Here is a 25,965-nt window from a genome sequence, read left to right as displayed (position 1 = left end):
CCGCCGGGCGTCTCATCCGTCCGCCGCCAAGTGCGTATAATGCCGCGCCATGAGCAGATCCCGTACCCCCGCCCCACGCAACTCCCGCAATCCCCGTTCCCGCCGGAAACCGGCCAGCACCGGCCGGCCGTGGCTGCGCTGGCTGGTCAGGCTCGGCCTGGTCGGCCTGGCGCTGTTCGCCGTGCTGATGGTCTATCTGGACGGGGTGGTCCGGGAGAAGTTTTCCGGTCAGCGCTGGACGGTGCCGGCCAAGGTCTATGCCCGTCCGCTGGAGCTGTTCACCGGCCTCAAGCTGAGTCGCGAGGACTTCCTCGCCGAACTGCAGGCGCTCGGCTACCGGCGCGCCAGCAAGGTGCAGGGCCCCGGCGAGCTGGCGGTGAGCGGCAACCAGGTCGAGCTGCATACCCGCGGCTTCCAGTTCTACGAGGGCGCCGAGCCGGCCCAGGTGCTGCGCGTGCGCTTCTCCGGCAACCAGGTGGCCGGCCTCGGTCAGGCCGGCGGCGAGCTGGCGGTGGCGCGCCTCGAGCCGCTGCTGATCGGCGGGCTGTACCCGGCGCACAACGAGGACCGCATCCTCATCCAGCTCGGTGAGGTGCCGCCGTATCTGGTGGAGACCCTGATCGCCGTCGAGGATCGCGAGTTCTACAACCATTTCGGCGTGTCGCCCAAGTCGATCGCCCGCGCCATGTGGGTCAACGCCAGCTCCGGCGCGCTGGTGCAGGGCGGCAGCACCCTGACCCAGCAACTGGTGAAGAACTTCTTCCTCAGCAACGAGCGCAGCCTGACCCGCAAGGCCACCGAGGCGCTGATGGCGCCGCTGCTGGAACTGCACTATGACAAGCAGCAGATTCTCGAGGCCTACCTCAACGAGGTGTTCCTCGGTCAGGACGGCCAGCGCGCGATCCACGGCTTCGGTCTGGCCAGCCAGTACTTCTTCGGCCAGCCGCTGTCCGAGCTGCGCCTGCATCAGGTGGCGCTGCTGGTCGGCATGGTCAAGGGGCCGTCCTACTACAATCCGCGGCGCTATCCGGAGCGCGCCCTCGAGCGGCGCAACCTGGTGCTCGACCTGCTCGCCGAGCAGGGCGTGGCCAGCGCCGAAGAGGTGGCCAAGGCCAAGCAGGCGCCGCTGGAGGTCAGCAGCCGCGGCAGTCTGGCCAACAGCTCCTATCCGGCCTTCCTCGACATGGTCAAGCGTCAGCTGCGCCAGGACTACCGCGAGCAGGATCTCACCGAGGAAGGACTGCGCATCTTCACCAGCCTCGATCCGATCCTCCAGCTCAAGGCCGAGACGGCGATGGCCGACACCCTCAAGCGCCTAGGCAACCGCAAGGGCGTCGACGAGGTCGAGGCCGCCATGGTGGTGACCAATCCGCAGACCGGCGAGGTGCAGGCGCTGCTCGGCAGCCGCCAGCCGCGCTTCGCCGGTTTCAACAGGGCGCTGGACGCGCAGCGGCCGATCGGTTCGCTGATCAAGCCGGCGGTGTACCTGACCGCCCTGGAGAAGCCCAGCCAGTACACCCTGACCAGCCTGCTGGCCGACGAGCCGTTCTCGATCAAGACCGCCGACGGTCAGGTCTGGCAGCCGAAGAACTACGACCGCCGGGCCCACGGCACCATCTTCCTCTACCAGGGGCTGGCGCAGTCGTACAATCTGTCGACCGCCAAGCTGGGTCTCGAACTGGGCGTGCCCAGCGTGCTGAAGACCGTCAACCGCCTCGGCGTCGAGCAGGACTGGCCGGCCTATCCGTCGATGCTGCTGGGCGCCGGCTCGCTCAGCCCGATGCAGGTGGCGACCATGTACCAGACCCTGGCCAACGGCGGCTTCAACACTCCGCTGCGCGCCATCCGCAGCGTGCTGAACGCCACCGGCGAGCCGCTCAAGGGCTACCCCTACGAGGTGCAGCAGCGCTTCGATCCGGGCGCCATCCACCTGGTGCAGGAGGCGATGTACCGGGTGATGCGCGAGGGCACCGGGCGCTCGGTGTACAACCAGCTGCCGTCCTCGCTGATCGTGGCCGGTAAGACCGGCACCAGCAACGACTCGCGCGACAGCTGGTTCGCCGGTTTCGGCCAGGATCTGCTGGCGGTGGTGTGGATGGGCCGCGACGACAACGGCAAGACGCCGCTGACCGGTGCCACCGGCGCGCTGCAGGTGTGGACCGGTTTCATGCGCCGCGCCGTGCCGGCCCCGCTGGATACCACGCCGCCGGACAACGTGACCCGCGCCTGGGTCGACCCCTACAGCGGTCAGGGCTCCGATCCGAGCTGCCCGGGCGCGGTGCAGATGCCGTATATTCGCGGCAGCGAGCCGCCGGCGGGGCCGCCGTGCGGCCTGCCGCAGGAGCTGCAGCAGCCGGCGCAGCAGGTCATGGACTGGGTGCGTGGCTGGCTGGAGCAGTGAGGGCACTTCGTTCCGCTGCGCAGTGTCCAACCGGGGGAGCGGCAGCAGGGCTGCCCGTGACGCAAACTTCTTGGCAAGGGGACTGGATGTGAACAAGGTTTGGTTGGTGCCGCTGGCGCTGCTGCTTCTGGCGGGTTGTGCGACGCCGGTGCAGCGCGGCTCGATTCCGGTGGTGGAGGCAGGGCGTCCGGTGGGGCAGGGAGGCGTGGCCGTAGCCCGGCCGCAGACCAGCATGCCGCAGGCGGCTCCGCGCGCGCAGCCGCGGGACTCCGGGGTGACAGTGGTGCCGCAGGCCGTTGGTGCGCCGATCCAGACCTATCCGGCGGCAGTTGGCAGTGCCCCGCTGAGCACCGGGGGCGGCTTCGTCGCTCAGCCGCCGGTGAGCAATGTGCCTCCGGCCGGGGCGTCCTCGGTCACCCTGGCGGCGGACGAGCGTCTCGATGGGCCGGTGCTGGCCCTGCTGACTTCAGCACAGCAGATGGAACGCAGCGGTAACCTCACCGGCGCTTCGGCCAGCCTGGAGCGCGCCCAGCGCATCGCGCCGCGTGAGCCGCAGGTGCTCTATCGCCTGGCCGAGGTGCGCTTGGCCCAGGGCAATCCGGCCCAGGCCGAACAGCTGGCTCGCCGCGGCCTGACCTATGCGGGCGGCCGGCCGGCGCTGCAGGCCAGCCTGTGGGAGGTGATCGCGCGGGCGCGCGAGCAGCAGGGTGATGCCGCGGGCGCGGCGCAGGCCCGTCAGCGCGCCAAGGTCCAGTTGTGATGGATGCGCGCATCCCCGTCGTCGCCGACCAGCTGCTGCTGATCGAGCGCGAGCTGCGCCGGCTGGGCTGGTGGGCGGCGGTGGCGCCCGAGGCCGAGCGCTTGGCCAGCATCGAGCCGTTCTGCGTGGATACCCTGGCTTTCGAGGAATGGCTGCAGTGGATCTTCCTGCCGCGGATGAAGATGCTCATCGAGCAGCAGGCGCCGCTGCCCGGTGCCTGCGCGCTCCTGCCGATGGCGGAGGTGGTATGGGCGGCGCGTGGCGAGCAGGTGGCCGTGCTGCGGCACCTGCTCGACGAGTTCGACCGCCTGCTGGCAGCGGGCGCCTGACGGCCTATTCGCAGTGCTCGCCGATGGCCTTCTCGGCCTCGGTGATCTTCGCCTGGCGCTCCTCCTCGGTGAGCCGCCGGGTTTCCCCGTCAATCTTCATGAGCAGGCGCGGGCTGTTGCGCAGCTGGGCCAGATTGGTGCGCTGGGCGGTGCAATATTCTCGGCGCTCCTTTTCCTTCTGCGCGACCTCGCGGCGTACCCGCTCGTCGATCTCCGCCTGCGTGGGCGGGGCGTCTTCGCTGGCCGTCGCGCTGGCGGCGACCGGGGCGGGATGCGGAGGCTGCTTGGCGGGCGGCACCAGGCTGGCGTCACCGCCCTGCGGTGGCTGGGCGGTGAAATGGGTGATGCCCTGGGCATCGACCCACTTGTAGATCTGTCCGGCGCTGGCGGCGCCAGCGCAACCGAGCAGCAGGGTGGCTAGGAGAAGGTGGCGGCGCATGCAGGGGTCCTTGTTATCGCGGAAAAACCGGCGACAACTATACCCAAAAGCCCCGCGCTGCCATTCTGCGCTGGGTCACAGGCGGGCTGGCGCGGCGCCGTGAACTTCGGCTTGACTTGCCGGTGGCGAATCCGAACAATCTGCGATTCGCTGTAGCGAGCCCATCCTGTGGCTCCTCGGCAGACCATGAGGTGCACACCCGCGCCGCCCAAGCCAGGCCCTGTCACGCGTTACCTCGCGCCGGGGTGGGAGTTTTCCGTAACACCAGGAGCGCTCCCGATACTTGCTAAGTCAGCAGCTGACGTCGCCGGCGACTACCGTCGCCCATGCTCTGCCTGGCAGTTAACCGAACTTCGGTCGCCCTCTCGAGGGTGTTTCTCAGGCGTTCTAGAGGTGAAACGTGGAGCTTTTATCAGGCGCTGAAATGATCGTCCGCTTCCTGCGCGACGAGGGCGTGAAGTACATCTACGGGTACCCGGGTGGTGCCGTTCTGCATATCTACGATGCGCTTTTCAAGGAAAAGTCCATCGAACACATCCTGGTCCGTCACGAGCAGGCCGCCACCCACATGGCCGACGGCTATGCCCGCGCGACCGGCAAGGCCGGCGTGGTGCTGGTGACTTCCGGCCCGGGGGCGACCAACGCCATCACCGGCATCGCCACCGCCTACATGGACTCGATCCCCATGGTGGTGCTGTCCGGCCAGGTGCCGAGCAACATGGTCGGTACCGACGCCTTCCAGGAAACCGACATGGTCGGCATTTCCCGGCCGATCGTGAAGCACAGCTTCATCATCAAGCACCCGTCGGAAATCCCCGAGGTGCTGAAGAAGGCCTTCTACATCGCCGAGTCCGGTCGTCCCGGCCCGGTGGTCGTCGACTTCCCCAAGGACATGACCAACCCGGCGGAGAAGTACGAGTACGTCTACCCGAAGAAGGTCAAGCTGCGCTCCTACGGTCCGGCCGTGCGCGGCCACTCCGGGCAGATCCGCAAGGCGGCCGAGATGCTGCTGGCGGCCAAGCGCCCGGTGCTCTACTCCGGCGGCGGCGTGATCATGGGCAATGCCTCGGCGCCGCTGACCGAGCTGGCGCGCATGCTCAACCTGCCGGTGACCAACACCCTGATGGGCCTCGGCGGCTATCCGGGCAGCGACCGCCAGTTCCTCGGCATGCTCGGCATGCACGGCAGCTACACCGCCAACCTGACCATGCACCACGCCGACGTGATCCTCGCCGTCGGCGCGCGCTTCGATGACCGGGTGATCAACGGCGCGCCGAAGTTCTGCCCGAACGCCAAGATCATCCACATCGATATCGACCCGGCGTCGATCTCCAAGACCATCAAGGCCGATGTGCCGATCGTCGGCCCGGTCGACAGCGTGCTCACCGAGATGGTGGCCATCCTCAAGGAAATCGGCCAGAAGCCGAACCAGGAGGCCCTGGCCAGCTGGTGGAAGCAGATCGAGGAGTGGCGCGGCAACCGCGGCCTGTTCCCCTACGACAAGGGCGACGGCAGCATCATCAAGCCGCAGACCGTGATCGAGACCCTCTACGAGGTCACCCGCGGCGATGCCTTCGTCGCCTCGGACGTCGGCCAGCACCAGATGTTCGCCGCCCAGTACTACAGGTTCGACAAGCCCAACCGCTGGCTGAATTCCGGCGGCCTGGGCACCATGGGCTTCGGCCTGCCGGCGGCCATGGGCGCCAAGCTGAACTTCCCGGATGTCGACGTGGCCTGCGTCACCGGCGAGGGCAGCATCCAGATGAACATCCAGGAGCTGTCGACCTGCCTGCAGTACGACCTGCCAGTGAAGATCGTCACCCTCAACAACCAGGCCCTCGGCATGGTCAAGCAGTGGCAGGACATGGTCTACAGCGGCCGTCACTCGCACTCCTACATGGATTCGCTGCCGGACTTCGTCAAGCTGGTCGAGGCCTACGGCCACGTCGGCATGAAGATCACCCGGCTCGAGGACCTCAAGCCGAAGATGGAAGAGGCCTTCGCGCTCAAGGATCGCCTGGTGTTCCTGGACATCCAGGTGGATGCCAGCGAGCACGTTTACCCGATGCAGATTCGTGACGGCTCCATGCGCGACATGTGGCTGAGCAAGACGGAGCGCACCTGAACATGCGACACATCATTTCCCTGCTCCTGGAAAACGAACCCGGCGCGCTGTCGCGTGTGGTCGGCCTGTTCTCCCAGCGCAACTACAACATCGAAAGCCTGACCGTGGCGCCGACCGAGGACCCGACCCTGTCGCGTCTGACGCTGACCACCGTCGGCCAGGATGAGGTGATCGAGCAGATCACCAAGAACCTCAACAAGCTGATCGAAGTGGTCAAGCTGGTGAACCTGTCGGAAAGCGCCCACATCGAGCGCGAGCTGATGCTGGTCAAGGTCAAGGCCACCGGTGCCCAGCGCGCCGAGATCAAGCGTACCGCCGACATCTTCCGCGGCCAGATCGTCGACGTCACCAGCAGCGTGTACACCGTGCAGCTGGCCGGCACCAGCGACAAGCTCGACAGCTTCATCCAGGCCATCGGCACCACGTCGATCCTGGAAGTGGTCCGCAGCGGCGTCACCGGCATCGCCCGCGGCGACAAGACACTCAGCATCTGATTTTGAACCAGGCCCGTGAGGCCGCACTGAACCGAGGGTTTTCCATGCACGTTTACTACGACAAAGACTGCGATCTGTCGATCATCCAGGGCAAGAAGGTGGCCATCATCGGTTACGGCTCCCAGGGCCACGCCCATGCCTGCAACCTGAAGGACTCCGGTGTCGACGTGACCGTCGGCCTGCGCGCCGGATCGGCCAGCGTCGCCAAGGCCCAGGCTCACGGCCTGAAGGTTTCCGAAGTCGCCGAAGCCGTCGCTGCCGCCGACCTGGTGATGATCCTGACCCCGGACGAGTTCCAGGGCCGCCTGTACAAGGACGAGATCGAGCCGAACCTGAAGAAGGGCGCCACCCTGGCCTTCGCCCACGGCTTCTCCATCCACTACAACCAGGTGGTGCCGCGTGCTGACCTCGACGTGATCATGATCGCGCCGAAGGCCCCGGGTCACACCGTGCGCTCCGAGTTCGTCCGTGGCGGCGGCATCCCGGACCTGGTCGCCATCTACCAGGACGCTTCCGGCAACGCCAAGAACGTCGCCCTGTCCTACGCCTGCGGCGTCGGCGGCGGTCGTACCGGCATCATCGAAACCACCTTCAAGGACGAGACCGAAACCGACCTGTTCGGCGAGCAGGCCGTGCTGTGCGGTGGCTGCGTCGAGCTTGTCAAGGCCGGCTTCGAGACCCTGGTCGAAGCCGGTTACGCGCCGGAAATGGCCTACTTCGAGTGCCTGCACGAGCTGAAGCTGATCGTCGACCTCATGTTCGAAGGCGGCATCGCCAACATGAACTACTCGATCTCCAACAACGCCGAGTACGGCGAGTACGTCACCGGCCCGGAAGTGATCAACGCCGAATCCCGTGCTGCCATGCGCAATGCCCTGAAGCGCATCCAGAACGGCGAATACGCCAAGATGTTCATCACCGAGGGTGCGGCCAACTACCCGTCGATGACCGCCTACCGCCGCAACAACGCTGCCCATGGCATCGAAGTGGTTGGCGAGAAGCTGCGCGCCATGATGCCGTGGATCGCTGCCAACAAGATCGTCGACAAGACCAAGAACTAAGGTCTGCGATGAGGAAAAGACGCGGCTACGGCCGCGTTTTTTCTGTCCGTCGTTCTGCTATAAACCGTGGGTGGCCGGCCTGCGGCGTGAATCCGTTGCCGGCCGGTCGAAATGTCATTGCGATCTAAGGTGTGTACCCATGAGTGAACAACCCGGTGAGCCGAACAAGGCGCCTGAAAGCGAGAGCCTGCTGCCGATCGACGAGCACGTCGAGGAGGGGCAGGATGCCGAGGGGCGCAAGGTCAGGCATCGTGGTGTCTACCTGCTGCCCAACCTGTTCACCACCGCCAACCTGTTTGCCGGTTTCTTCTCCATCGTCAGCGCCATGAACGGCAAGTTCGAGGTCGCTGCCATCACCATCTTCGTGGCCATGGTGCTGGACGGTCTGGACGGGCGCGTGGCGCGCCTGACCAATACCCAGAGCGCCTTCGGCGCCGAGTACGACTCGCTGTCGGACATGGTCGCCTTCGGCCTGGCTCCGGCGCTGCTGGCCTACAAGTGGGCGCTGTCCGGCCTGGGCAATGTCGGCCTGACCGTCGCCTTCATCTATGCGGCCTGCGCCGCCCTGCGCCTGGCGCGCTTCAACACCCAGATCGGCAAGGTCGACAAGCGCTACTTCATCGGTCTGGCTAGTCCTGCTGCGGCGGGAGTCGTGGCCGGTACGGTGTGGGCACTGAAGGACTTCGGCGTCGATGGCGTCGACATGCCAGTACTGGTAGTGCTGCTGTTCGCCCTGCTGGTGGCGGCGGCCGGAGCGCTGATGGTCAGCAACATCAAGTACCACAGCTTCAAGGACTTCGACCTCAAGGGGCGCGTACCTTTCGTGGCCATCCTGGTCGTGGTTCTGGTGTTCGCGGTGATCTTCAGCGACCCGCCGCGGATCCTGCTGCTGATCTTCCTCGCCTATGCAGCCTCCGGGCCGGTGCAGCGTCTGCTGCAGGTGCGTCGCCGTCGCCAGGCAGAGTAGGGCTGGAAGGGATGGTGCTGACTGCCTGTCGGCGCCATTCTTGATGGGCTGTGTAATGGTTCTGCAAAAAAGTGGTTCATCGCATTTTCCCGGGGAAGGCGGCCTTGATTTTCAGGAAGAAGTAATCGGCGTCCCTGAAGCCATAGGCCATGCGCTTGATCACCTTGATCCGGTTGTTCACCCCCTCCAGCAGGCTGGTGTGCATGTGGAATCGTGCACTGGCGAGGATGCCCCGGGCATAGCGCTGGAGGTTGCGGGCAAAGCGTTGTAGCGGCGCCAAGCCGCTCTCCCGGACATGCCTCAGCCAGGTTCGCCAGCGCCGCCAGCCCTCCCGCACGCTGGGTGCGTACCAGACCTCCTTCAACGCATCCTTGAGCACATAGACCGTGGCCAGTGGCTGGTTGGCTGCCAACAACTCCTGCAGTCGAACGGCATGATCCTCCTTCAGGTTCTCCCGGTTGCGCAGCAGCAGCCAACGGCTCTGCTTGACCACTTGGCGAGCGGGCTTGTCATGGCGCAGGGCATTGGCCTGGTCTACCCGGATGCGGTCGATCACGTCACGTCCGTAGCGGGCGACCACATGGAACAAGTCGTACACAACCTCGGCCTGAGGGCAGTGCTGTTTCACTTCCAGGTCGAAGGCCGTATTCATGTCCATCGCCACAGCCTCGATCTGCTGGCAGCGCTCACCGAGTTGCTCGAAGAACGGGCGTATGGCCTTGCGGCTGTTACCCAGGCCAACCCACAGAACGCGGGTACGCTCGGCATCCATGATCACCGTCGCGTAACGATGGCCTTTGTGCAGGGCGAACTCGTCCATCACCAGACGGCGCACATCGCCCGGCTCGAAGGTGCCGAATGCGGCCTGGAGACGCCGCTTGTCCAGCGTCTTGATGGTGTGCCAGTGCAGCCCGGTGAGCTGGCTGACATGGCTGATGGGCATGAACCGCAGCAGGGTTTCGACCCAGGAACACAGCCGGCGGGTCAGCCGCGAGGCCGGGGCCAACCAGGAAATGTGCTCGGTAACTCGCCCACACGTCAGGCAGTCCACTCGGCGTATGGGGAGTCGCAACTGGACGCGCTGATCGAACAGATCCCGGTCGCGAACGAGGCGAATGCGTCGGTCATGGATCAGGGGGCTGGGCTGCTGACAGCGACCACAGCGTGGAAGGTCGGCCGCTCGGGGTTCGAGGGTCAGCGTGAGGTTTTTTTCGACGGAATGGCTGCAGGCTACAACGTCGTAGCCTGGCCAGAAAGCAGCAAGATCAATAGGATGCACGGTGACAGCAGGGGGCAGGCGTTGGTGTGTTTGGCGACTGCCAATTTACCTGCTTCCCTGTCTGTCAATCCGCTCTTCCCCACGATCCCGCGAAGAACCAAAAAAGTCGTTGACGTCGTCGCCGATGTCTCTATAATGCGCCCCACTTCCAGCGGCAATCTGATCGAAAAGCCTTGTAAATCAAGTGCTTGGATCGGGTGGTGGTGGAAGTGCAGGGTTGCTTTCCTGCGGTGTCGTCAGTCTCCGGGTTGAAGGCGCGTTGTTCGGAGATGTTGACAGCGGCTCTGGTTGCTGTATGATCCATCTCCCTCGCTTCGGTGGTCGAGTTCTTCGCTGAAGCGCAAGCGGTTGATTCGAAAAGAAAACTTTCGAAAAACGCTTGACAGGTTGAAAGGCTGCTGTAGAATACGCGGCCTCGGTTGAGACTCAGCGAAAGCGCTGAGTAAATCGATCGAAACGCTCTTTAACAAGTTGAATCAAGCAATTCGTGTGGGTGCTTGTGAGGTAAGACTGACAGTCGCAAGATTATCAGCATCACAAGTAACACTCGTGAATTCGAGAGTTTTTTGCGATTGCTGAGCCAAGTTTAGGGTTTTCTCAAAACCCGAATTGATTTGAACTGAAGAGTTTGATCATGGCTCAGATTGAACGCTGGCGGCAGGCCTAACACATGCAAGTCGAGCGGATGACGGGTGCTTGCACTCTGATTCAGCGGCGGACGGGTGAGTAATGCCTAGGAATCTGCCCGATAGTGGGGGACAACGTTTCGAAAGGAACGCTAATACCGCATACGTCCTACGGGAGAAAGTGGGGGATCTTCGGACCTCACGCTATCGGATGAGCCTAGGTCGGATTAGCTAGTTGGTGAGGTAATGGCTCACCAAGGCGACGATCCGTAACTGGTCTGAGAGGATGATCAGTCACACTGGAACTGAGACACGGTCCAGACTCCTACGGGAGGCAGCAGTGGGGAATATTGGACAATGGGCGAAAGCCTGATCCAGCCATGCCGCGTGTGTGAAGAAGGTCTTCGGATTGTAAAGCACTTTAAGTTGGGAGGAAGGGCTGTCGGCTAATACCCTGCAGTTTTGACGTTACCAACAGAATAAGCACCGGCTAACTTCGTGCCAGCAGCCGCGGTAATACGAAGGGTGCAAGCGTTAATCGGAATTACTGGGCGTAAAGCGCGCGTAGGTGGTTCAGCAAGTTGGATGTGAAAGCCCCGGGCTCAACCTGGGAACTGCATCCAAAACTACTGAGCTAGAGTACGGTAGAGGGTGGTGGAATTTCCTGTGTAGCGGTGAAATGCGTAGATATAGGAAGGAACACCAGTGGCGAAGGCGACCACCTGGACTGATACTGACACTGAGGTGCGAAAGCGTGGGGAGCAAACAGGATTAGATACCCTGGTAGTCCACGCCGTAAACGATGTCAACTAGCTGTTGGGTTCCTTGAGAACTTAGTAGCGAAGCTAACGCGATAAGTTGACCGCCTGGGGAGTACGGCCGCAAGGTTAAAACTCAAATGAATTGACGGGGGCCCGCACAAGCGGTGGAGCATGTGGTTTAATTCGAAGCAACGCGAAGAACCTTACCTGGCCTTGACATGCTGAGAACTTTCCAGAGATGGATTGGTGCCTTCGGGAACTCAGACACAGGTGCTGCATGGCTGTCGTCAGCTCGTGTCGTGAGATGTTGGGTTAAGTCCCGTAACGAGCGCAACCCTTGTCCTTAGTTACCAGCACGTTATGGTGGGCACTCTAAGGAGACTGCCGGTGACAAACCGGAGGAAGGTGGGGATGACGTCAAGTCATCATGGCCCTTACGGCCAGGGCTACACACGTGCTACAATGGTCGGTACAGAGGGTTGCCAAGCCGCGAGGTGGAGCTAATCTCACAAAACCGATCGTAGTCCGGATCGCAGTCTGCAACTCGACTGCGTGAAGTCGGAATCGCTAGTAATCGTGAATCAGAATGTCACGGTGAATACGTTCCCGGGCCTTGTACACACCGCCCGTCACACCATGGGAGTGGGTTGCTCCAGAAGTAGCTAGTCTAACCTTCGGGGGGACGGTTACCACGGAGTGATTCATGACTGGGGTGAAGTCGTAACAAGGTAGCCGTAGGGGAACCTGCGGCTGGATCACCTCCTTAATCGAAGACTTCAGCTTCTTCATAAGCTCCCACACGAATTGCTTGATTCACTCGCGAAAGGCGATTGGGTCTGTAGCTCAGTTGGTTAGAGCGCACCCCTGATAAGGGTGAGGTCGGCAGTTCGAATCTGCCCAGACCCACCAATTGTCGTGGTGCGCAGGCCGATCGAAAGATGGGGCCATAGCTCAGCTGGGAGAGCGCCTGCTTTGCACGCAGGAGGTCAGGAGTTCGATCCTCCTTGGCTCCACCATTATCGCCGAAAGCTCAGAAATGAGTGTTTACCCCTGTCGTCCGGTGGACGATTTCGAGGATGAAACATTGATTTCTGGTCTTTGCGCCAGAATCGTTCTTTAAAAATTTGGGTAAGTGATAGAAGTATTGAACTGGAGAGTGTTTTCACTGCACTTTTCAGGTCAAGGTAAAATTTGCGAGTTCAAGCGCAAGTTTTCGGCGAATGTCGTAATTCACGATTATAACCAGATTGCTTGGGGTTATATGGTCAAGTGAATAAGCGCATACGGTGGATGCCTTGGCAGTCAGAGGCGATGAAAGACGTGGTAGCCTGCGATAAGCTTCGGGGAGTCGGCAAACAGACTTTGATCCGGAGATCTCTGAATGGGGAAACCCACCCGGGATAACCCGGGTATCTTGTACTGAATACATAGGTGCAAGAGGCGAACCAGGGGAACTGAAACATCTAAGTACCCTGAGGAACAGAAATCAACCGAGATTCCCTTAGTAGTGGCGAGCGAACGGGGATTAGCCCTTAAGCTTCTTGGATTTTAGCGGAACGCTCTGGAAAGTGCGGCCATAGTGGGTGATAGCCCCGTACGCGAAAGGATCCTTGAAGTGAAATCGAGTAGGACGGAGCACGAGAAACTTTGTCTGAATATGGGGGGACCATCCTCCAAGGCTAAATACTACTGACTGACCGATAGTGAACCAGTACCGTGAGGGAAAGGCGAAAAGAACCCCGGAGAGGGGAGTGAAATAGAACCTGAAACCGTATGCGTACAAGCAGTGGGAGCCTACTTTGTTAGGTGACTGCGTACCTTTTGTATAATGGGTCAGCGACTTATATTCAGTGGCGAGCTTAACCGATTAGGGGAGGCGTAGCGAAAGCGAGTCTTAATAGGGCGTTTAGTCGCTGGGTATAGACCCGAAACCGGGCGATCTATCCATGAGCAGGTTGAAGGTTAGGTAACACTGACTGGAGGACCGAACCCACTCCCGTTGAAAAGGTAGGGGATGACTTGTGGATAGGAGTGAAAGGCTAATCAAGCTCGGAGATAGCTGGTTCTCCTCGAAAGCTATTTAGGTAGCGCCTCACGTATCACTCCAGGGGGTAGAGCACTGTTTCGGCTAGGGGGTCATCCCGACTTACCAAACCGATGCAAACTCCGAATACCTGGAAGTGTCAGCGTGGGAGACACACGGCGGGTGCTAACGTCCGTCGTGAAAAGGGAAACAACCCAGACCGCCAGCTAAGGTCCCAAAGTTGTGGTTAAGTGGTAAACGATGTGGGAAGGCTTAGACAGCTAGGAGGTTGGCTTAGAAGCAGCCACCCTTTAAAGAAAGCGTAATAGCTCACTAGTCGAGTCGGCCTGCGCGGAAGATGTAACGGGGCTCAAACCACACACCGAAGCTGCGGGTGCATCGCAAGATGCGCGGTAGAGGAGCGTTCTGTAAGCCTGTGAAGGTGAGTTGAGAAGCTCGCTGGAGGTATCAGAAGTGCGAATGCTGACATGAGTAACGACAATGGGTGTGAAAAACACCCACGCCGAAAGACCAAGGGTTCCTGCGCAACGTTAATCGACGCAGGGTTAGTCGGTCCCTAAGGCGAGGCTGAAGAGCGTAGTCGATGGGAAACAGGTTAATATTCCTGTACTTCTGGTTACTGCGATGGAGGGACGGAGAAGGCTAGGCCAGCTTGGCGTTGGTTGTCCAAGTTTAAGGTGGTAGGCTGGGATCTTAGGTAAATCCGGGATCCTAAGGCCGAGAGCTGATGACGAGTTATCTTTCAGATGACGAAGTGGTTGATGCCATGCTTCCAGGAAAAGCTTCTAAGCTTCAGGTAACCAGGAACCGTACCCCAAACCGACACAGGTGGTTGGGTAGAGAATACCAAGGCGCTTGAGAGAACTCGGGTGAAGGAACTAGGCAAAATGGCACCGTAACTTCGGGAGAAGGTGCGCCGGTGAGGGTGAATGATTTACTCAGTAAGCCCATGCCGGTCGAAGATACCAGGCCGCTGCGACTGTTTATTAAAAACACAGCACTCTGCAAACACGAAAGTGGACGTATAGGGTGTGACGCCTGCCCGGTGCCGGAAGGTTAATTGATGGGGTTAGCGCAAGCGAAGCTCTTGATCGAAGCCCCGGTAAACGGCGGCCGTAACTATAACGGTCCTAAGGTAGCGAAATTCCTTGTCGGGTAAGTTCCGACCTGCACGAATGGCGTAACGATGGCGGCGCTGTCTCCACCCGAGACTCAGTGAAATTGAAATCGCTGTGAAGATGCAGTGTATCCGCGGCTAGACGGAAAGACCCCGTGAACCTTTACTATAGCTTTGCACTGGACTTTGAGCTTGCTTGTGTAGGATAGGTGGGAGGCTTTGAAGCGTGGACGCCAGTTCGCGTGGAGCCATCCTTGAAATACCACCCTGGCAATCTTGAGGTTCTAACTCTGGTCCGTCATCCGGATCGAGGACAGTGTATGGTGGGTAGTTTGACTGGGGCGGTCTCCTCCCAAAGAGTAACGGAGGAGTACGAAGGTGCGCTCAGACCGGTCGGAAATCGGTCGTAGAGTATAAAGGCAAAAGCGCGCTTGACTGCGAGACAGACACGTCGAGCAGGTACGAAAGTAGGTCTTAGTGATCCGGTGGTTCTGTATGGAAGGGCCATCGCTCAACGGATAAAAGGTACTCCGGGGATAACAGGCTGATACCGCCCAAGAGTTCATATCGACGGCGGTGTTTGGCACCTCGATGTCGGCTCATCACATCCTGGGGCTGAAGCCGGTCCCAAGGGTATGGCTGTTCGCCATTTAAAGTGGTACGCGAGCTGGGTTTAGAACGTCGTGAGACAGTTCGGTCCCTATCTGCCGTGGACGTTTGAGATTTGAGAGGGGCTGCTCCTAGTACGAGAGGACCGGAGTGGACGAACCTCTGGTGTTCCGGTTGTCACGCCAGTGGCATTGCCGGGTAGCTATGTTCGGAAGAGATAACCGCTGAAAGCATCTAAGCGGGAAACTCGCCTCAAGATGAGATCTCACTGGGGACTCGATCCCCCTGAAGGGCCGTCGAAGACTACGACGTTGATAGGCTGGGTGTGTAAGCGTTGTGAGGCGTTGAGCTAACCAGTACTAATTGCCCGTGAGGCTTGACCATATAACACCCAAACAATCTGCGATCCCAGGATCACAGTGGGTGCGACAGGCCGAAAGCTTGCAGAACCGCAAATTACCGAATCTGATACACTATCACTTGCCCAATTCGGGGTAGCGCCATGGCGATGCCCCAACCGAATTGCTTGACGACCATAGAGCGTTGGAACCACCTGATCCCATCCCGAACTCAGCAGTGAAACGACGCATCGCCGATGGTAGTGTGGGGCTTCCCCATGTGAGAGTAGGTCATCGTCAAGCACCTATACAGAAACCCCGATCAGCCACGCTGGTCGGGGTTTCGTTTTTGCCTTGAAAACTTCGATGCCTGAGGGATCAGCTCGGATAAGATGGCCCTGATTGCCTCGCGAGTGACGTGCATGCCCGATCCGGCGCCCCCATCCTCCGTTCCCCTGCAGCAGCTGCCGCTGGAGCAGCTCGTGGCCTGCCACGAGTGCGACCTGCTGATGCGCAAGCCTGACCTGCCCCTGGAGCAGAAGGCCTCCTGCCCGCGCTGTGGTTATGAGCTGTTCGCGTGTCGCGCGCAGGTCGAGCGGCGCAGTCTGGCGCTGGTACTGACCGCTCTGGCGCTGTTCCTGCCGGCCAATTTCCTGCCGATCATGCAGCTCAACCTGCTCGGCCAGACCACCCAGGACACCATCTGGAGCGGCGTGGTCAGCCTTTACCGCAGCGGGATGGTCGCGGTGGCGCTGGTGGTGTTCCTGTGCAGCATGGTGGTGCCCCTGCTCAAGCTGCTCTGCCAGCTGCTGGTGCTGCTGTGCATCCGCTGGCGGAAGGGGCTGCGGCTGGGGCGTGGCGTCTATCGTTCCTATCATCACCTGCGCGAGTGGGGGATGCTCGAGGTCTATCTGATCGGCATCCTGGTTTCCATCGTCAAGCTGGTCGACATGGCCGATCTCAGCCTCGGCACGGGACTGTTCTGCTTCGTCGGTCTGCTGCTTGCGCAGGTCTGGCTGGAGGTGACCATGTCGCCCCAGCAGATCTGGGACGCTCTGGAGGAGGAGAACGATGCGCGCGCTTGATGCCGGTATCCTGGTCTGTGACGAGTGCCACCAGCTCAGCCACCATGTGCCCGGCGAGCTGCAGCGCTGCCGCCGCTGCGGGGCGCCCCTGCATGCCCGTCGCCCCAACAGCATTGCGCGTACCTGGGCGCTGCTGCTGGCGGCCGCGCTGCTCTACATTCCGGCCAACCTGCTGCCGATCATGACCGTCAACCTGTTCGGCCAGGGCAGCCCGGCGACCATCATGGAAGGCGTGCTGGAGCTGATCCATGCCGGCATGCTGCCCATCGCCCTGGTGGTGTTCGTCGCCAGCATCCTGGTGCCGACCTTCAAGCTGGTCGGCATCGCCCTGCTGCTTTACTCGGTGCAGCGCCACCTGCCGCTGTCGCCGCGCCAGCGCATCTTCATGTTCCGCTTCATCGAGTGGATCGGCCGCTGGTCGATGCTGGACATCTTCGTCATCGCCATCCTGGTTGCCCTGGTCAGCTTCGGCAACCTGGCCAGCATCGAGGCCGGCGCCGGCGCCATGGCCTTCGCCGCGGTGGTGATACTCACCATGCTGGCGGCGATCACCTTCGATCCCCGGCTGATCTGGGACAACACCGACGCAGACCTTCCCCATGAGTGAACTCGCCCAACCCGAAATCCGCAGGACCAGCAGCTGGTCCGCCATCTGGGTGCTGCCGCTGCTCGCCCTGGCCATCGGCCTGTGGCTGCTGTGGCGTGCCTTCAGCGAAGCCGGCATCGAGATCCGCGTGCACTTCGCCGACGGTGACGGTATCCAGGTCAGCAAGACCCAGGTCATCTACAAGGGCATCCCGGTCGGCAAGGTCGTCGACCTGCAGGTCAGCCCGGACATGCAGGGCGTCGATGCGACCATCGAGATCAATCGCGAGGCCGAGGACTACCTGAGCGAGAACACCCGCTTCTGGCTGGTGCGGCCACGGGTATCGCTGGCCGGGGTGACCGGGCTGGAAACCCTGGTGTCCGGCATCTACATCGCCATCGAGCCGGTTAAGGGCGAGCCGGCTCGCACCTTCAAGGCGCTGAGCGAACCGCCGGCGCTATCCGATGCGCTGCCCGGTCTGCACATCACCCTCAAGGCCGATCGCCTCGGCTCGCTGGACCAGGGCAGTCCGGTGTTCTACCGGCAGATCCAGGTCGGTCAGGTCAAGAGCTACCGCCTCGGCGAGGACCAGCGCACCGTCGAGATCCAGATCTTCATCCAGCCGGCCTATGCCCACCTGGTGCGCAAGCACACCCGTTTCTGGAACGCCAGCGGCATCAGCTTCAGCGGCGGCCTGTCCGGCTTCAAGCTGCGCACCGAGTCGCTGGTCAGCCTGGCCACCGGTGGCATCGCCTTCGCCACCCCGGAACATCGTCAGGACAGCCCGCCGACCGATCCGGCCTTCCCCTTCCGCCTGTACGAGGACTTCGAGGCAGCCGAGGCCGGTTTCCGGGTCCAGCTGCAACTGGACGACGTCAGCGGCCTGCAGCCCGGACGCACGCCGGTGATCTTCAATGGCGTACAGGTCGGCACGCTGCGCAAGATCGACATGGGCCGCGACTTTTCCCGGCCGATCGCCGAGCTGACCATGGACCCGCGCACCGAGGAGCTGCTGCTCGGCAGCAGCGAGTTCTGGGTGGTCAAGCCGTCGATCTCGCTGGCCGGGATCACCGGCCTCGAGGCGCTGGTACAGGGCAATTTCATCGCCGTGCGCTTCGGCAGGGAAGGCAGCATGGCCCGCGAGTTCAGCATCCGGCCCAAGGCGCCGCCACTGGACGTGAACGCCCCGGGCCTGCACCTGGTACTGAGCACCGATCGTCTCGGCTCGCTGGACGTCGGCAGCCCGCTGCTCTATCGGCAGATGCGCGTGGGCAGCGTGCAGAACTACCAGCTCGCCCCCGACCGTCGCACTGTACTGCTGGACGTGCACATCGAGCCCGACTATGCCGGACTGGTGAATGCCTCGACGCGTTTCTGGAACGCCAGCGGCATCACCCTCAAGGGCGGCCTGTCCGGCGTCGAGGTGAAGAGCGAGTCGCTGCAGACCCTGGTGCTGGGGGGCATCGCCTTCGACACCCCCAATCTACAGGCGCCGCCGGTACCCCGCTCGCGGCGTTTTGCGCTGTTCGCCGACGAGGGGCAGGCGCGCGAGCGCGGCCGCTTGATCGAGCTACGCACCGCGCGCGCCGATGGCCTGGGCGAGGGAACCCCGCTGCGCTATCGCGGCCTGCAGGTCGGCCGGGTGGAGCGGGTTCGCCTCAGCGACGACCTGGCCGCAGTGCTGGTCGATGTGCGTGTCAGCCAGGCCGAGGAGCGCATCGCCCGCGCCGGCAGCCGCTTCTGGGTGGTGCGCCCCGAGCTGGGCCTGGCGCGCACCGCCAACCTCGATACCCTGGTCAGCGGTCCCTATCTGGAAGTGCAGCCGTCGCCGGGTGACGGCGCGCCGCGGCGCAGCTTCGAACTGCTGGCCCAGGCGCCGCAGGCGGCCGTCGATGCCGACGGCTTGGCACTGGTCCTGAGTGCGGAGCGCAGCGGCTCGGTCGAGGCCGGCGATCCGGTGACCTACCGACAGGTGCCGGTGGGCCAGGTCGCCCGCCTGGAGCTGGGGCCTACCGCCGACCGCGTGCTGATCCACATCCTCATCGAGCCGCGCTATGCGCCGCTGGTGCGCGGCGGCAGCCGGTTCTGGAACGCCAGCGGCGTCGATGTCGACTTCGGCCTGCTCAAGGGCATGCAGGTACGCACCGAGTCGGTCGAGGCGATCGTCACCGGTGGCATCGCCTTTGCCTCCCCCGACGAGCAGCGTCCGGTGCAACCGGGACAGACCTTCGTGCTGTTCGACGAACCGCAGGCAGAATGGCTGCAGTGGGCACCGAAGATCCCGCTGCGCCAGTGACCTCTCGGGCGAGGCGCTTTCCCGGCCGCGGGATTCGCGCCACAATCTGCGGATAACCAGAACGGCGTGCAGCGCCACGCCCGCGCCGGCGACGGGATCGCCAGGAGACCGACATGAGCAACGACCGCGTCATCATATTCGACACCACGCTGCGCGACGGCGAGCAGAGCCCCGGCGCGTCCATGACCAGGGAAGAGAAGCTGCGCATCGCCAAGGCGCTGGAGCGCATGCGCGTCGACGTGATCGAAGCGGGCTTCGCCATCGCCAGCCCGGGTGACTTCGAGTCGGTCAAGGCGGTCGCCGAGGCGGTCAAGGACAGCACCGTGTGCAGCCTGGCGCGTGCCCTCGACGCCGACATCGAGCGCGCCGCCGAGGCGCTGAAGAACGCCAACTCCGGACGCATCCACACCTTCATCGCCACCAGCCCGATCCACATGCAGTACAAGCTGCGCATGCAGCCGGATCAGGTGGTCGAGCAGGCGGTGCGCGCGGTGAAGAAGGCGCGCAGCCTGTGCGGCGACGTGGAGTTCTCCTGCGAGGATGCCGGCCGTTCGGAGATCGACTTCCTCTGCCGGATCATCGAGGCGGCCATCGACGCCGGCGCGCGCACCATCAACATCCCGGACACCGTCGGTTACGCGATCCCGCACCAGTACGCCGACACCATCCGCCAGTTGCTCGAGCGCATCCCCAACGCCGACAAGGCGGTGTTCTCGGTGCACTGCCACAACGACCTCGGCCTGGCCGTGGCCAACTCGCTGGCCGCGGTGGTCGCCGGTGCGCGCCAGGTGGAGTGCACCATCAACGGTCTCGGCGAGCGCGCCGGCAACGCCGCGCTGGAAGAGATCGTCATGGCGATCAAGACCCGCAAGGACCTGCTCGACGTCTACACCAGCATCGAGACCGAGCACATCCTCAGCACCTCGCGGCTGGTCTCCGGCATCACCGGCTTCCCGGTGCAGCCGAACAAGGCCATCGTCGGCGCCAACGCCTTCGCCCACGAGTCGGGCATCCACCAGGACGGCGTGCTCAAGCACCGCGAGACCTACGAGATCATGCGCGCCCAGGACGTCGGCTGGAACGCCAACAAGATGGTCATGGGCAAGCACTCCGGGCGCAACGCCTTCCGCGCGCGCCTCGAGGAGCTGGGCATCGTCCTGCCCGGCGAGGCCGAGCTGAACGCCGCCTTCGCCCGCTTCAAGGAACTGGCCGACAAGAAGCACGAGATCTTCGACGAGGACCTGCAGGCGCTGGTGACCGACAGCCTGGCCGAGGAGGCGCCGGAGCACTTCAAGCTGGTCTGCCTCGGCGTCACCAGCCGCACCGGCGAGGTGCCGCACGCCGAGCTGGTGCTCAGCGTCGACGGCGTCGAGCACAAGGTCGCAGCCTCCGGTGCCGGCCCGGTGGACGCCACCTTCCAGGCCATCGAGGCGATCGCCCAGTCGCAGGCCAACCTGCAGCTGTATTCGGTCAACGCCATCACCCAGGGCACCGACTCCCAGGGCGAGGTGACCGTGCGCCTGGAGAAGGGTGGGCGCATCGTCAACGGCAACGGCGCCGACACCGACATCCTCGCCGCCTCGGCCAAGGCCTACCTCAACGCGCTGAACCTGATGCAGGCCGGCGTCCATCGCACCCACCCGCAGGCGGACGGCGTTTGATCGACGAACAGCGCCGCCGCGCCTACCTCGGCGCCATGCAGGTGACCAGCTGGTTGCCGCGCATGGCGCTGCCGTTCGCCGCGCCCTCGCGCCCCGAACTGCTGGTGGTGACGCCGCAGGCCGAGCCGCCGCGTCCGCAGGCAGCGCCGGGCGCTCGCCCGGTCCCGGTCGTCCGGCCGCAGACGGATACGCCGGCCGCCAAGCCGCCGGTCATGCCGCGCAAGGCCCCGGTGGTGCCGCTCCGGCCGGCGGCCCACAAGGCGGTTGCGCCCCCGGTCGAGCTCGCCCCGCCGCCTGCGCCGCGGCGCGAGCCGCCACCGCGTTTCGCCCTGCAGCTGCTGCGCGCCGGCAACTGCCTGCTGCTGGCCGAGCTGCCCACCGGCGAGCCCTTCGCCAGCCGCGATCCGGCCTACCGCCTGCTCAAGGATCTGCTGCGCGCCGCCGGCCTGCCGGACAGCCCGCGGCCGCTCGGCGAGCCGATCCGCTGGCCGCTGATCCGCAACAACCCCGAGTTCGACCAGGGCCCGGCGGCGGCGCGCGACTACGTGCGCACCGTGCTGCAGGGCCAGCTGGAGCAGGAGCCGGCCGCCTGCGTGTGGCTGATCGGCACGCCGGCCGCGCGTTTCGCCGGCGAGGAAGAGGCGCCTGCGGCGTGTCGGGAAATCGACCTGGCAGGCCTGGGCCATGTCTGGACCCTGCCGGGACTGGAACAACTGATGGAAGCTCCGCCGCTGAAGGCCGAGCTGTGGCACAGCATGCGGCGCGCCATGCGTCGCTGGACGAACGAAGCATGACTGATGCGGTAAGTTTCCGGCGCATGACCGCCGACGACCTGGATGCGGTACTCAAGATCGAATACGCCGCCTTCAGCCATCCCTGGACCCGCGGCATCTTCACCGATGCCCTCAACTCCTACGAATGCTGGCTGATGTTCGAGGGCAGCCAGCAGGTCGGCCACGGGGTGATCCAGCTGATCGCCGACGAGGCCCACCTGCTCAACATCACCGTCAAGCCGGAGAGCCAGGGCCGCGGCCTCGGCCTGCGCCTGCTCACCCACCTGATGCAGCGTGCCCGCGAGCGCGGCGGCAACGAGTGCTTCCTCGAGGTGCGCGCCTCCAACCAGTCGGCCTACCGCCTGTACGAGCGCTTCGGCTTCAACGAGATCGGCCGTCGCCGCGACTACTACCCGGCGGTCGGCGGGCGGGAGGATGCGCTGGTGATGGCCTGCCCGCTGTTCGACTGATCCCGCGCAGCGAGCCCGTCGCGCCACAGCGGCGGGGCCGCTGTGCTGTTTTCCGGAAAGTATTCCCATGCCCCAGCCATGTGCCGAGGTGATCGTGGTCGGTGCCGGCCTGTCCGGGCTGACGGCTGCCTGGCGTCTGGGCTGGGCCGGCAAGGACGTGCGCGTGCTGGAGGCGGCGCCGCGCATTGGCGGGCGCATCCTGACCGGCAGTTTCGCAGCTGGCCGGCTCGTCGAGCTGGGCGCCGGCGGTATCGCCCCGGGGCAGGCACGCCTGCGCCAGCTGGTCGACGAGTTGGGCCTGGTGCTGCAGGCGCCCGATCCCGCCGCCGCCAGCGCAGCGTTGCACGACGCGGCGCTGGACGCCTTGCCCTGGCAGCGTCGCTGGCAGCTGCAGCGCCTCTGGCGCCGGCTGGAGCGGCAGGCCGCCCAGCTGCCGCCCGAGCCGGCCGCCCAGCATGCGCTGGCGCGGGAGCTGGATCAGTGCAGCCTGGCCGACGCCCTGCGCCAATCTTGGCTGGGCCTGGCGGCCCGGCAGTGCTTCGCGGCGACGGCCGAGCAACTGTTCGGCGCCGGGCCGCAACAGCTGTCCCTGCTGCAGGCGCTGCTGCAGCTGCGTCGCCATGGTGGCAGCGCGGGACTGCTCGAGCTGCGTCTCGGCCTGAACCACTGGCGTCCGGCGGCCGGCATGCAGGCGATCTGTCAGGGGCTGACCGCACGACTGGGCGACGACCTGATCCTCGACGCGCCGCTGCTGGCGTTGCGCCAGGATGCCCGCGGGGTCGAGCTGGTCACCTCCGGCGGCAGCTACCGCGCGCGGCGGGTGGTGCTGGCGCTGCCGGCGCTGCAGCTGGCGCGCCTCGACTTCTTTCCGGCCCTGGCCGGCCGACACGACCATGCCCTGCGCCACCTGCTGCCGCAGGCGACGCTGGAGGTTCGCCTGCGCTATGAGCGGCCGTTCTGGCGCGAGCGTCTGCCGCGGATCGAGTTGCCTGCCCGTCACGCCGGATGGCTGATCGTCGAGATGCCGCCCGTGCGCGCAGGCGAGGGCGCCCTGCGGGTGCACCTGAGCGGCGAGTGGGCGCGGCGACTGGCCGCCCTGACAGAGCCGGCGCGCGGCGTACGCCTGCTGGAGGGCCTGGCCGGGCTGCTTGGCGAGGCGGCCCGCACGCCTCTGGAGTGCCTGCTGCAGGACTGGGGCGAGGAGCCTTTCCTGCGCAGCGCCGCAGCGAACTGGCCCGCCGGCGGCTGGAGCCTGCAGGCCGCCCTGCTGCGGCGTCCGCTGGGGCGGGTGCACTTCGCCGGTGCCGATCTTGCCGCGCGCTGGCCCGGCAGTCTCGAGGGGGCGGTGGAAGCCGGCGAACGGGCGGCCGAGGAGGTCCTCGCCCTAGGCTGATCTCGCCGGCGATGGTCCGGCGCCTGGCAGCGGCTCTGGCACAGGCTTGCCAAGCGGGGCCGGGGCTACGTATGGTGCCGCGCTGGCCTGCAAGGAGTTGCCCATGTCCATCGCCCGTTCGCCCATCGCGTCGCCGTTTTCCTGCGGGAAGGGCCGGCGATGAATCTGCGTCACGGCTGGGCGGCCGGCGGGCTGGTGCTGTCCTGCCTGTGCTGGGCCGGCAATGCGCTGGTGGCGCGTGCGGTGGCCGACAGCATCCCGCCGATGGCGCTGGCGTTCTGGCGCTGGTCGCTGGCGCTGGCCATCCTGCTGCCCTTCGTCGCCCCCGCCCTGTGGCGGCAGCGGGCCGTGGTGCGCGCGGCTGGCTGGCGGCTGTGGCTGGTCGCCGGGCTGGGCATCGCCAGCTACAACTCGCTGCTCTACCACGCCGCGCACAGCACCTCGGCGATCAACATCACCCTGCTCAACACCTGCCTGCCGCTGGCCACCTTCCTCGGCGCCGGCCTGCTGCTCGGCGAATGGCCGGCGCGGCGCGCTTGGTTCGGCATGGCGGTGGCCGCCGGCGGCCTGCTGCTGCTGATCGGCCGCGGCGAGCTGGCGACCTTCCGCGCCCTCGACTTCTACCGCGGCGACCTGATCATGCTGCTGGCGGTGGCCGCCTGGGCGCTGTATTCGCTGCTGATGCGCCTGTGGGGCGCACGCCTGGGGCTGGCGCCGCTGCCGCTGCTCGGGGTGATGATCCTGTTCGGTTTGGTGCTGATGCTGCCGTTCTACCTGGCCGAGCTGGTCCGTGTCGGCGGCTTCGCGCCGACGCCGGCGACCCTCGGCGCCATCGGCTATACCGCGTTGTTCGCCTCGCTGCTCGCCTACCTGACCTGGAACCACGGCCTCAAGGTGCTCGGTGCGGCGCGCGCCTCGCTGTTCAGCTACCTGATGCCGGTGTTCGCCGCACTGCTGGCCTGGCTGCTGCTCGACGAGCGGCTGGCCTTCTACCACTGGCTGGGCGGGGCGCTGATCTTCGCCGGCCTGCTGCTGGCCACCCGTCCGGCGCCGAGCGTTCAGCGCAGCGGCGAGTAGTTGTTCTGCGCGTGGCAGGCGGCCGGATCGCGGCGCTCCCGGCACAGTCTGGCGAAGGCCACCTTGGCCCCGCGCCGGCAGTCGCGGTAGCGCAGCGAGCCGGGCTTCTCGTTCATGCACACGCTGGCGTTGTCGATGCGCCCGTTGCGCTCGCGCCACTTGAAGGTGCCACGCTCGACGGTCTGCCGGCTCTTCCACGTCCACTTGGCCGAGCGGGTGACCGCCTTGGCCGGTGCCGGGCTGCGCTTGGGCTTCGCGATGGACGGCGGTGGAGGCAGGCGGTTGACGATTTCCCGCGGGCGGTAGTTGTTCTCGTTGAACTCGGTCTGGCGCGCCGGCACTTCGCCGGCGGGCGTCGTGGCTCCAGCGGCCGCCGGTCCGGCGATGAGGAGCAGGGCGAGCAGAGGTCCCAGGCTGTACCTGCAGGGGACGGTGAACGGTGGGGTGCGGTCAGTGTGCATGCGGCCTCCTGGCCTGTACGGTACCCCCGGGTCCTTCGGGGTCCGCCCAGCGTAGCCGGCAGGGCATGGCGCAGACAAACGAAAAAAGGGCCTGCATCGCTGCAGGCCCTTTTCGGAATTTGGTGGTACGCAGTCGTTTGAACCTGCCCCTGTTGGCCAGCTGTTGCAAGGGGTTCGGCTTGGTCATGTGTCGCAGGCATACACAGAGGCATACATAGCCGAGGGCAGGCCGGAAGCGGAACCCCCTATGTGCTGGCGCGTCTGCAAAAATTTTGCGGTCCACGTCGCCGTAGGTGCTGGCCAAGCCGGGAAGGACCCGCACCAGGGGGCCGGCAGGTGGGCAACTGGGCGGGCTGCTGGCCGGATGGAAAGACGGACATGCCAGGCGCCACCACAGCTAGAGGAAAAACGAGGCTCGAATTACCCGTGTAGGGGTGGGGGTAGCCGGGAGGACCCGCCTTGGTGCATGAGCTGGGTTCATGACAGGCGTCTGGATTTCACCAGTTAACCGACTTCACCAGTTCACTAACTTCCAGGTTCAGCCGCTGCCGCGCGGGCGGGGCTCGAATTACCCGTGCAGGTGCCAAGTTCCCAGGGTCCCCGGTGCACTTTCGACCCCCCCCTATATGAAATTTCGTCGCGTGGGGGCGCATGGCTCCCTACGTCGTTCGGGACCTCCAACGGCCCGAGGTTTTACACCCCCCTACCTGCTGGCAGCCAATCACAGGCCGCTGCTCATGGCTTGGGCGCGGCATCGCACGGAATGGAATCAGTTCGCTGTCGGCCTGCCCCCTGCCGGGGTGCTGGGGTGTC

The 25,965-nt window shown here is 64.4% G+C and carries 18 protein-coding genes, 2 tRNA genes and 3 rRNA genes; 20 read left to right on the top strand and 3 right to left on the bottom strand.

Annotated features, from left to right (window positions below; translation table 11 throughout):
- Positions 1-49: 49 nt before the first annotated feature.
- From mrcB to SK095_RS12355, 3 genes are all read left to right on the top strand, one after another.
- Positions 50-2,401: a penicillin-binding protein 1B gene (mrcB, locus tag SK095_RS12365; RefSeq protein WP_320546466.1), complete on the top strand. Its 2,352-nt coding sequence runs from the start codon at positions 50-52 to the stop codon at positions 2,399-2,401.
- An 88-nt stretch (positions 2,402-2,489) separates the two neighbouring features.
- The gene (locus tag SK095_RS12360; RefSeq protein ID WP_320546465.1) at positions 2,490-3,161 is read left to right on the top strand and encodes a tetratricopeptide repeat protein; all 672 of its coding nucleotides are present in this window, start codon (positions 2,490-2,492) and stop codon (positions 3,159-3,161) included.
- Complete coding sequence (locus SK095_RS12355; RefSeq protein ID WP_320546464.1) at positions 3,161-3,490, top strand: YqcC family protein; 330 nt, start codon at positions 3,161-3,163, stop codon at positions 3,488-3,490. The genes SK095_RS12360 and SK095_RS12355 overlap by 1 nt, the downstream gene beginning before the upstream one ends.
- A gap of 4 nt (positions 3,491-3,494) precedes the next feature.
- On the opposite strand, the gene SK095_RS12350 is transcribed toward SK095_RS12355, so the two are convergent.
- A complete protein-coding gene (locus tag SK095_RS12350) occupies positions 3,495-3,929 on the bottom strand; it encodes a DUF4124 domain-containing protein (protein WP_320546463.1) in 435 nt (144 codons plus the stop codon).
- Positions 3,930-4,329: 400 nt separating this feature from the next.
- Here SK095_RS12350 and SK095_RS12345 point away from each other — a divergent pair, with 400 nt between their 5' ends.
- The 4 genes from SK095_RS12345 to pssA all read left to right on the top strand — a co-directional run bounded on the left by SK095_RS12345 (position 4,330) and on the right by pssA (position 8,576).
- Positions 4,330-6,054, top strand: coding sequence for an acetolactate synthase 3 large subunit (locus tag SK095_RS12345; protein WP_201487268.1), 1,725 nt, complete (start codon positions 4,330-4,332; stop codon positions 6,052-6,054).
- A 2-nt stretch (positions 6,055-6,056) separates the two neighbouring features.
- Positions 6,057-6,548, top strand: a complete 492-nt coding sequence (ilvN, locus tag SK095_RS12340) for an acetolactate synthase small subunit (protein WP_136489999.1) — start codon at positions 6,057-6,059, stop codon at positions 6,546-6,548.
- A 44-nt stretch (positions 6,549-6,592) separates the two neighbouring features.
- The gene (ilvC, locus tag SK095_RS12335; protein ID WP_136490000.1) at positions 6,593-7,609 is read left to right on the top strand and encodes a ketol-acid reductoisomerase; all 1,017 of its coding nucleotides are present in this window, start codon (positions 6,593-6,595) and stop codon (positions 7,607-7,609) included.
- Between the two features lie 139 nt (positions 7,610-7,748).
- Positions 7,749-8,576 (top strand): CDP-diacylglycerol--serine O-phosphatidyltransferase, encoded by an 828-nt coding sequence (gene pssA, locus SK095_RS12330; RefSeq protein WP_136490001.1) that lies wholly within the window; start codon positions 7,749-7,751, stop codon positions 8,574-8,576.
- A 76-nt stretch (positions 8,577-8,652) separates the two neighbouring features.
- Here pssA and SK095_RS12325 read toward each other — a convergent pair whose 3' ends face one another.
- On the bottom strand, positions 8,653-9,855 hold the full coding sequence (locus SK095_RS12325) for an ISL3 family transposase (RefSeq protein WP_320546462.1): 1,203 nt from the start codon (positions 9,853-9,855) through the stop codon (positions 8,653-8,655).
- Between the two features lie 616 nt (positions 9,856-10,471).
- On the opposite strand from SK095_RS12325, the gene SK095_RS12320 reads away from it, so the two are divergent.
- The 13 genes from SK095_RS12320 (at position 10,472) to SK095_RS12260 (ending at position 24,691) form a co-directional block, all read left to right on the top strand.
- Positions 10,472-12,008: ribosomal RNA gene (locus SK095_RS12320) — 16S ribosomal RNA — on the top strand.
- Between the two features lie 66 nt (positions 12,009-12,074).
- Positions 12,075-12,151: transfer RNA gene (locus tag SK095_RS12315), tRNA-Ile, on the top strand.
- 31 nt (positions 12,152-12,182) lie between these two features.
- Positions 12,183-12,258 (top strand) — tRNA-Ala (locus tag SK095_RS12310).
- A gap of 247 nt (positions 12,259-12,505) precedes the next feature.
- Positions 12,506-15,396: ribosomal RNA gene (locus SK095_RS12305) — 23S ribosomal RNA — on the top strand.
- 141 nt (positions 15,397-15,537) lie between these two features.
- Positions 15,538-15,653 (top strand): 5S ribosomal RNA (gene rrf / locus SK095_RS12300).
- Together the 16S, 23S and 5S rRNA genes with 2 tRNA genes alongside form the textbook arrangement of a ribosomal RNA operon.
- Before the next feature lie 119 nt (positions 15,654-15,772).
- Positions 15,773-16,435, top strand: coding sequence for a paraquat-inducible protein A (locus tag SK095_RS12295; RefSeq protein WP_320546461.1), 663 nt, complete (start codon positions 15,773-15,775; stop codon positions 16,433-16,435).
- Positions 16,422-17,042, top strand: a complete 621-nt coding sequence (locus SK095_RS12290) for a paraquat-inducible protein A (RefSeq protein ID WP_320546460.1) — start codon at positions 16,422-16,424, stop codon at positions 17,040-17,042. Before SK095_RS12295 ends, SK095_RS12290 begins: the two co-directional genes overlap by 14 nt.
- Positions 17,035-19,317, top strand: coding sequence for a PqiB family protein (locus SK095_RS12285; RefSeq protein WP_320546459.1), 2,283 nt, complete (start codon positions 17,035-17,037; stop codon positions 19,315-19,317). Before SK095_RS12290 ends, SK095_RS12285 begins: the two co-directional genes overlap by 8 nt.
- A gap of 113 nt (positions 19,318-19,430) precedes the next feature.
- Entirely contained in the window at positions 19,431-20,978 is a 1,548-nt protein-coding gene (locus SK095_RS12280) for a 2-isopropylmalate synthase (RefSeq protein WP_320546458.1), read from the top strand.
- Entirely contained in the window at positions 20,975-21,772 is a 798-nt protein-coding gene (locus SK095_RS12275) for a hypothetical protein (protein ID WP_320546457.1), read from the top strand. Before SK095_RS12280 ends, SK095_RS12275 begins: the two co-directional genes overlap by 4 nt.
- Positions 21,769-22,221: a ribosomal protein S18-alanine N-acetyltransferase gene (gene rimI, locus SK095_RS12270; RefSeq protein WP_320546456.1), complete on the top strand. Its 453-nt coding sequence runs from the start codon at positions 21,769-21,771 to the stop codon at positions 22,219-22,221. The genes SK095_RS12275 and rimI overlap by 4 nt, the downstream gene beginning before the upstream one ends.
- A gap of 67 nt (positions 22,222-22,288) precedes the next feature.
- Entirely contained in the window at positions 22,289-23,614 is a 1,326-nt protein-coding gene (locus SK095_RS12265; RefSeq protein WP_320546455.1) for an NAD(P)/FAD-dependent oxidoreductase, read from the top strand.
- 159 nt (positions 23,615-23,773) lie between these two features.
- The gene (locus tag SK095_RS12260) at positions 23,774-24,691 is read left to right on the top strand and encodes a DMT family transporter (RefSeq protein ID WP_320546454.1); all 918 of its coding nucleotides are present in this window, start codon (positions 23,774-23,776) and stop codon (positions 24,689-24,691) included.
- Here the strand turns inward: SK095_RS12260 and SK095_RS12255 are convergent.
- Complete coding sequence (locus tag SK095_RS12255) at positions 24,673-25,152, bottom strand: hypothetical protein (RefSeq protein WP_320546453.1); 480 nt, start codon at positions 25,150-25,152, stop codon at positions 24,673-24,675. The two genes, SK095_RS12260 and SK095_RS12255, sit on opposite strands and share 19 nt — an antisense overlap.
- Positions 25,153-25,965: the final 813 nt, after the last annotated feature.

This window comes from Pseudomonas sp. AN-1 (genome assembly GCF_034057115.1).
Classification (GTDB): Bacteria; Pseudomonadota; Gammaproteobacteria; order Pseudomonadales; family Pseudomonadaceae; genus Geopseudomonas.
The sequence above is the reverse complement of the archived record's forward strand: the minus strand, read 5'-3'. Positions and strand labels throughout refer to the sequence as shown.

Bases quoted from the DNA above. Each gene is read 5' to 3' on its own strand.
- SK095_RS12280 (WP_320546458.1), top strand. From the start codon at position 19,431: ATGAGCAACGACCGCGTCATCATATTCGACACCACGCTGCGCGACGGC.
- SK095_RS12290 (WP_320546460.1), top strand. From the start codon at position 16,422: ATGCGCGCGCTTGATGCCGGTATCCTGGTCTGTGACGAGTGCCACCAG.
- SK095_RS12355 (WP_320546464.1), top strand. From the start codon at position 3,161: ATGGATGCGCGCATCCCCGTCGTCGCCGACCAGCTGCTGCTGATCGAG.
- SK095_RS12295 (WP_320546461.1), top strand. From the start codon at position 15,773: ATGCCCGATCCGGCGCCCCCATCCTCCGTTCCCCTGCAGCAGCTGCCG.
- ilvN (WP_136489999.1), top strand. From the start codon at position 6,057: ATGCGACACATCATTTCCCTGCTCCTGGAAAACGAACCCGGCGCGCTG.
- SK095_RS12350 (WP_320546463.1), bottom strand. From the start codon at position 3,929: ATGCGCCGCCACCTTCTCCTAGCCACCCTGCTGCTCGGTTGCGCTGGC.
- SK095_RS12260 (WP_320546454.1), top strand. From the start codon at position 23,774: ATGAATCTGCGTCACGGCTGGGCGGCCGGCGGGCTGGTGCTGTCCTGC.
- mrcB (WP_320546466.1), top strand. From the start codon at position 50: ATGAGCAGATCCCGTACCCCCGCCCCACGCAACTCCCGCAATCCCCGT.
- rimI (WP_320546456.1), top strand. From the start codon at position 21,769: ATGACTGATGCGGTAAGTTTCCGGCGCATGACCGCCGACGACCTGGAT.
- SK095_RS12255 (WP_320546453.1), bottom strand. From the start codon at position 25,152: ATGCACACTGACCGCACCCCACCGTTCACCGTCCCCTGCAGGTACAGC.
- SK095_RS12285 (WP_320546459.1), top strand. From the start codon at position 17,035: ATGAGTGAACTCGCCCAACCCGAAATCCGCAGGACCAGCAGCTGGTCC.
- SK095_RS12265 (WP_320546455.1), top strand. From the start codon at position 22,289: ATGCCCCAGCCATGTGCCGAGGTGATCGTGGTCGGTGCCGGCCTGTCC.
- pssA (WP_136490001.1), top strand. From the start codon at position 7,749: ATGAGTGAACAACCCGGTGAGCCGAACAAGGCGCCTGAAAGCGAGAGC.
- ilvC (WP_136490000.1), top strand. From the start codon at position 6,593: ATGCACGTTTACTACGACAAAGACTGCGATCTGTCGATCATCCAGGGC.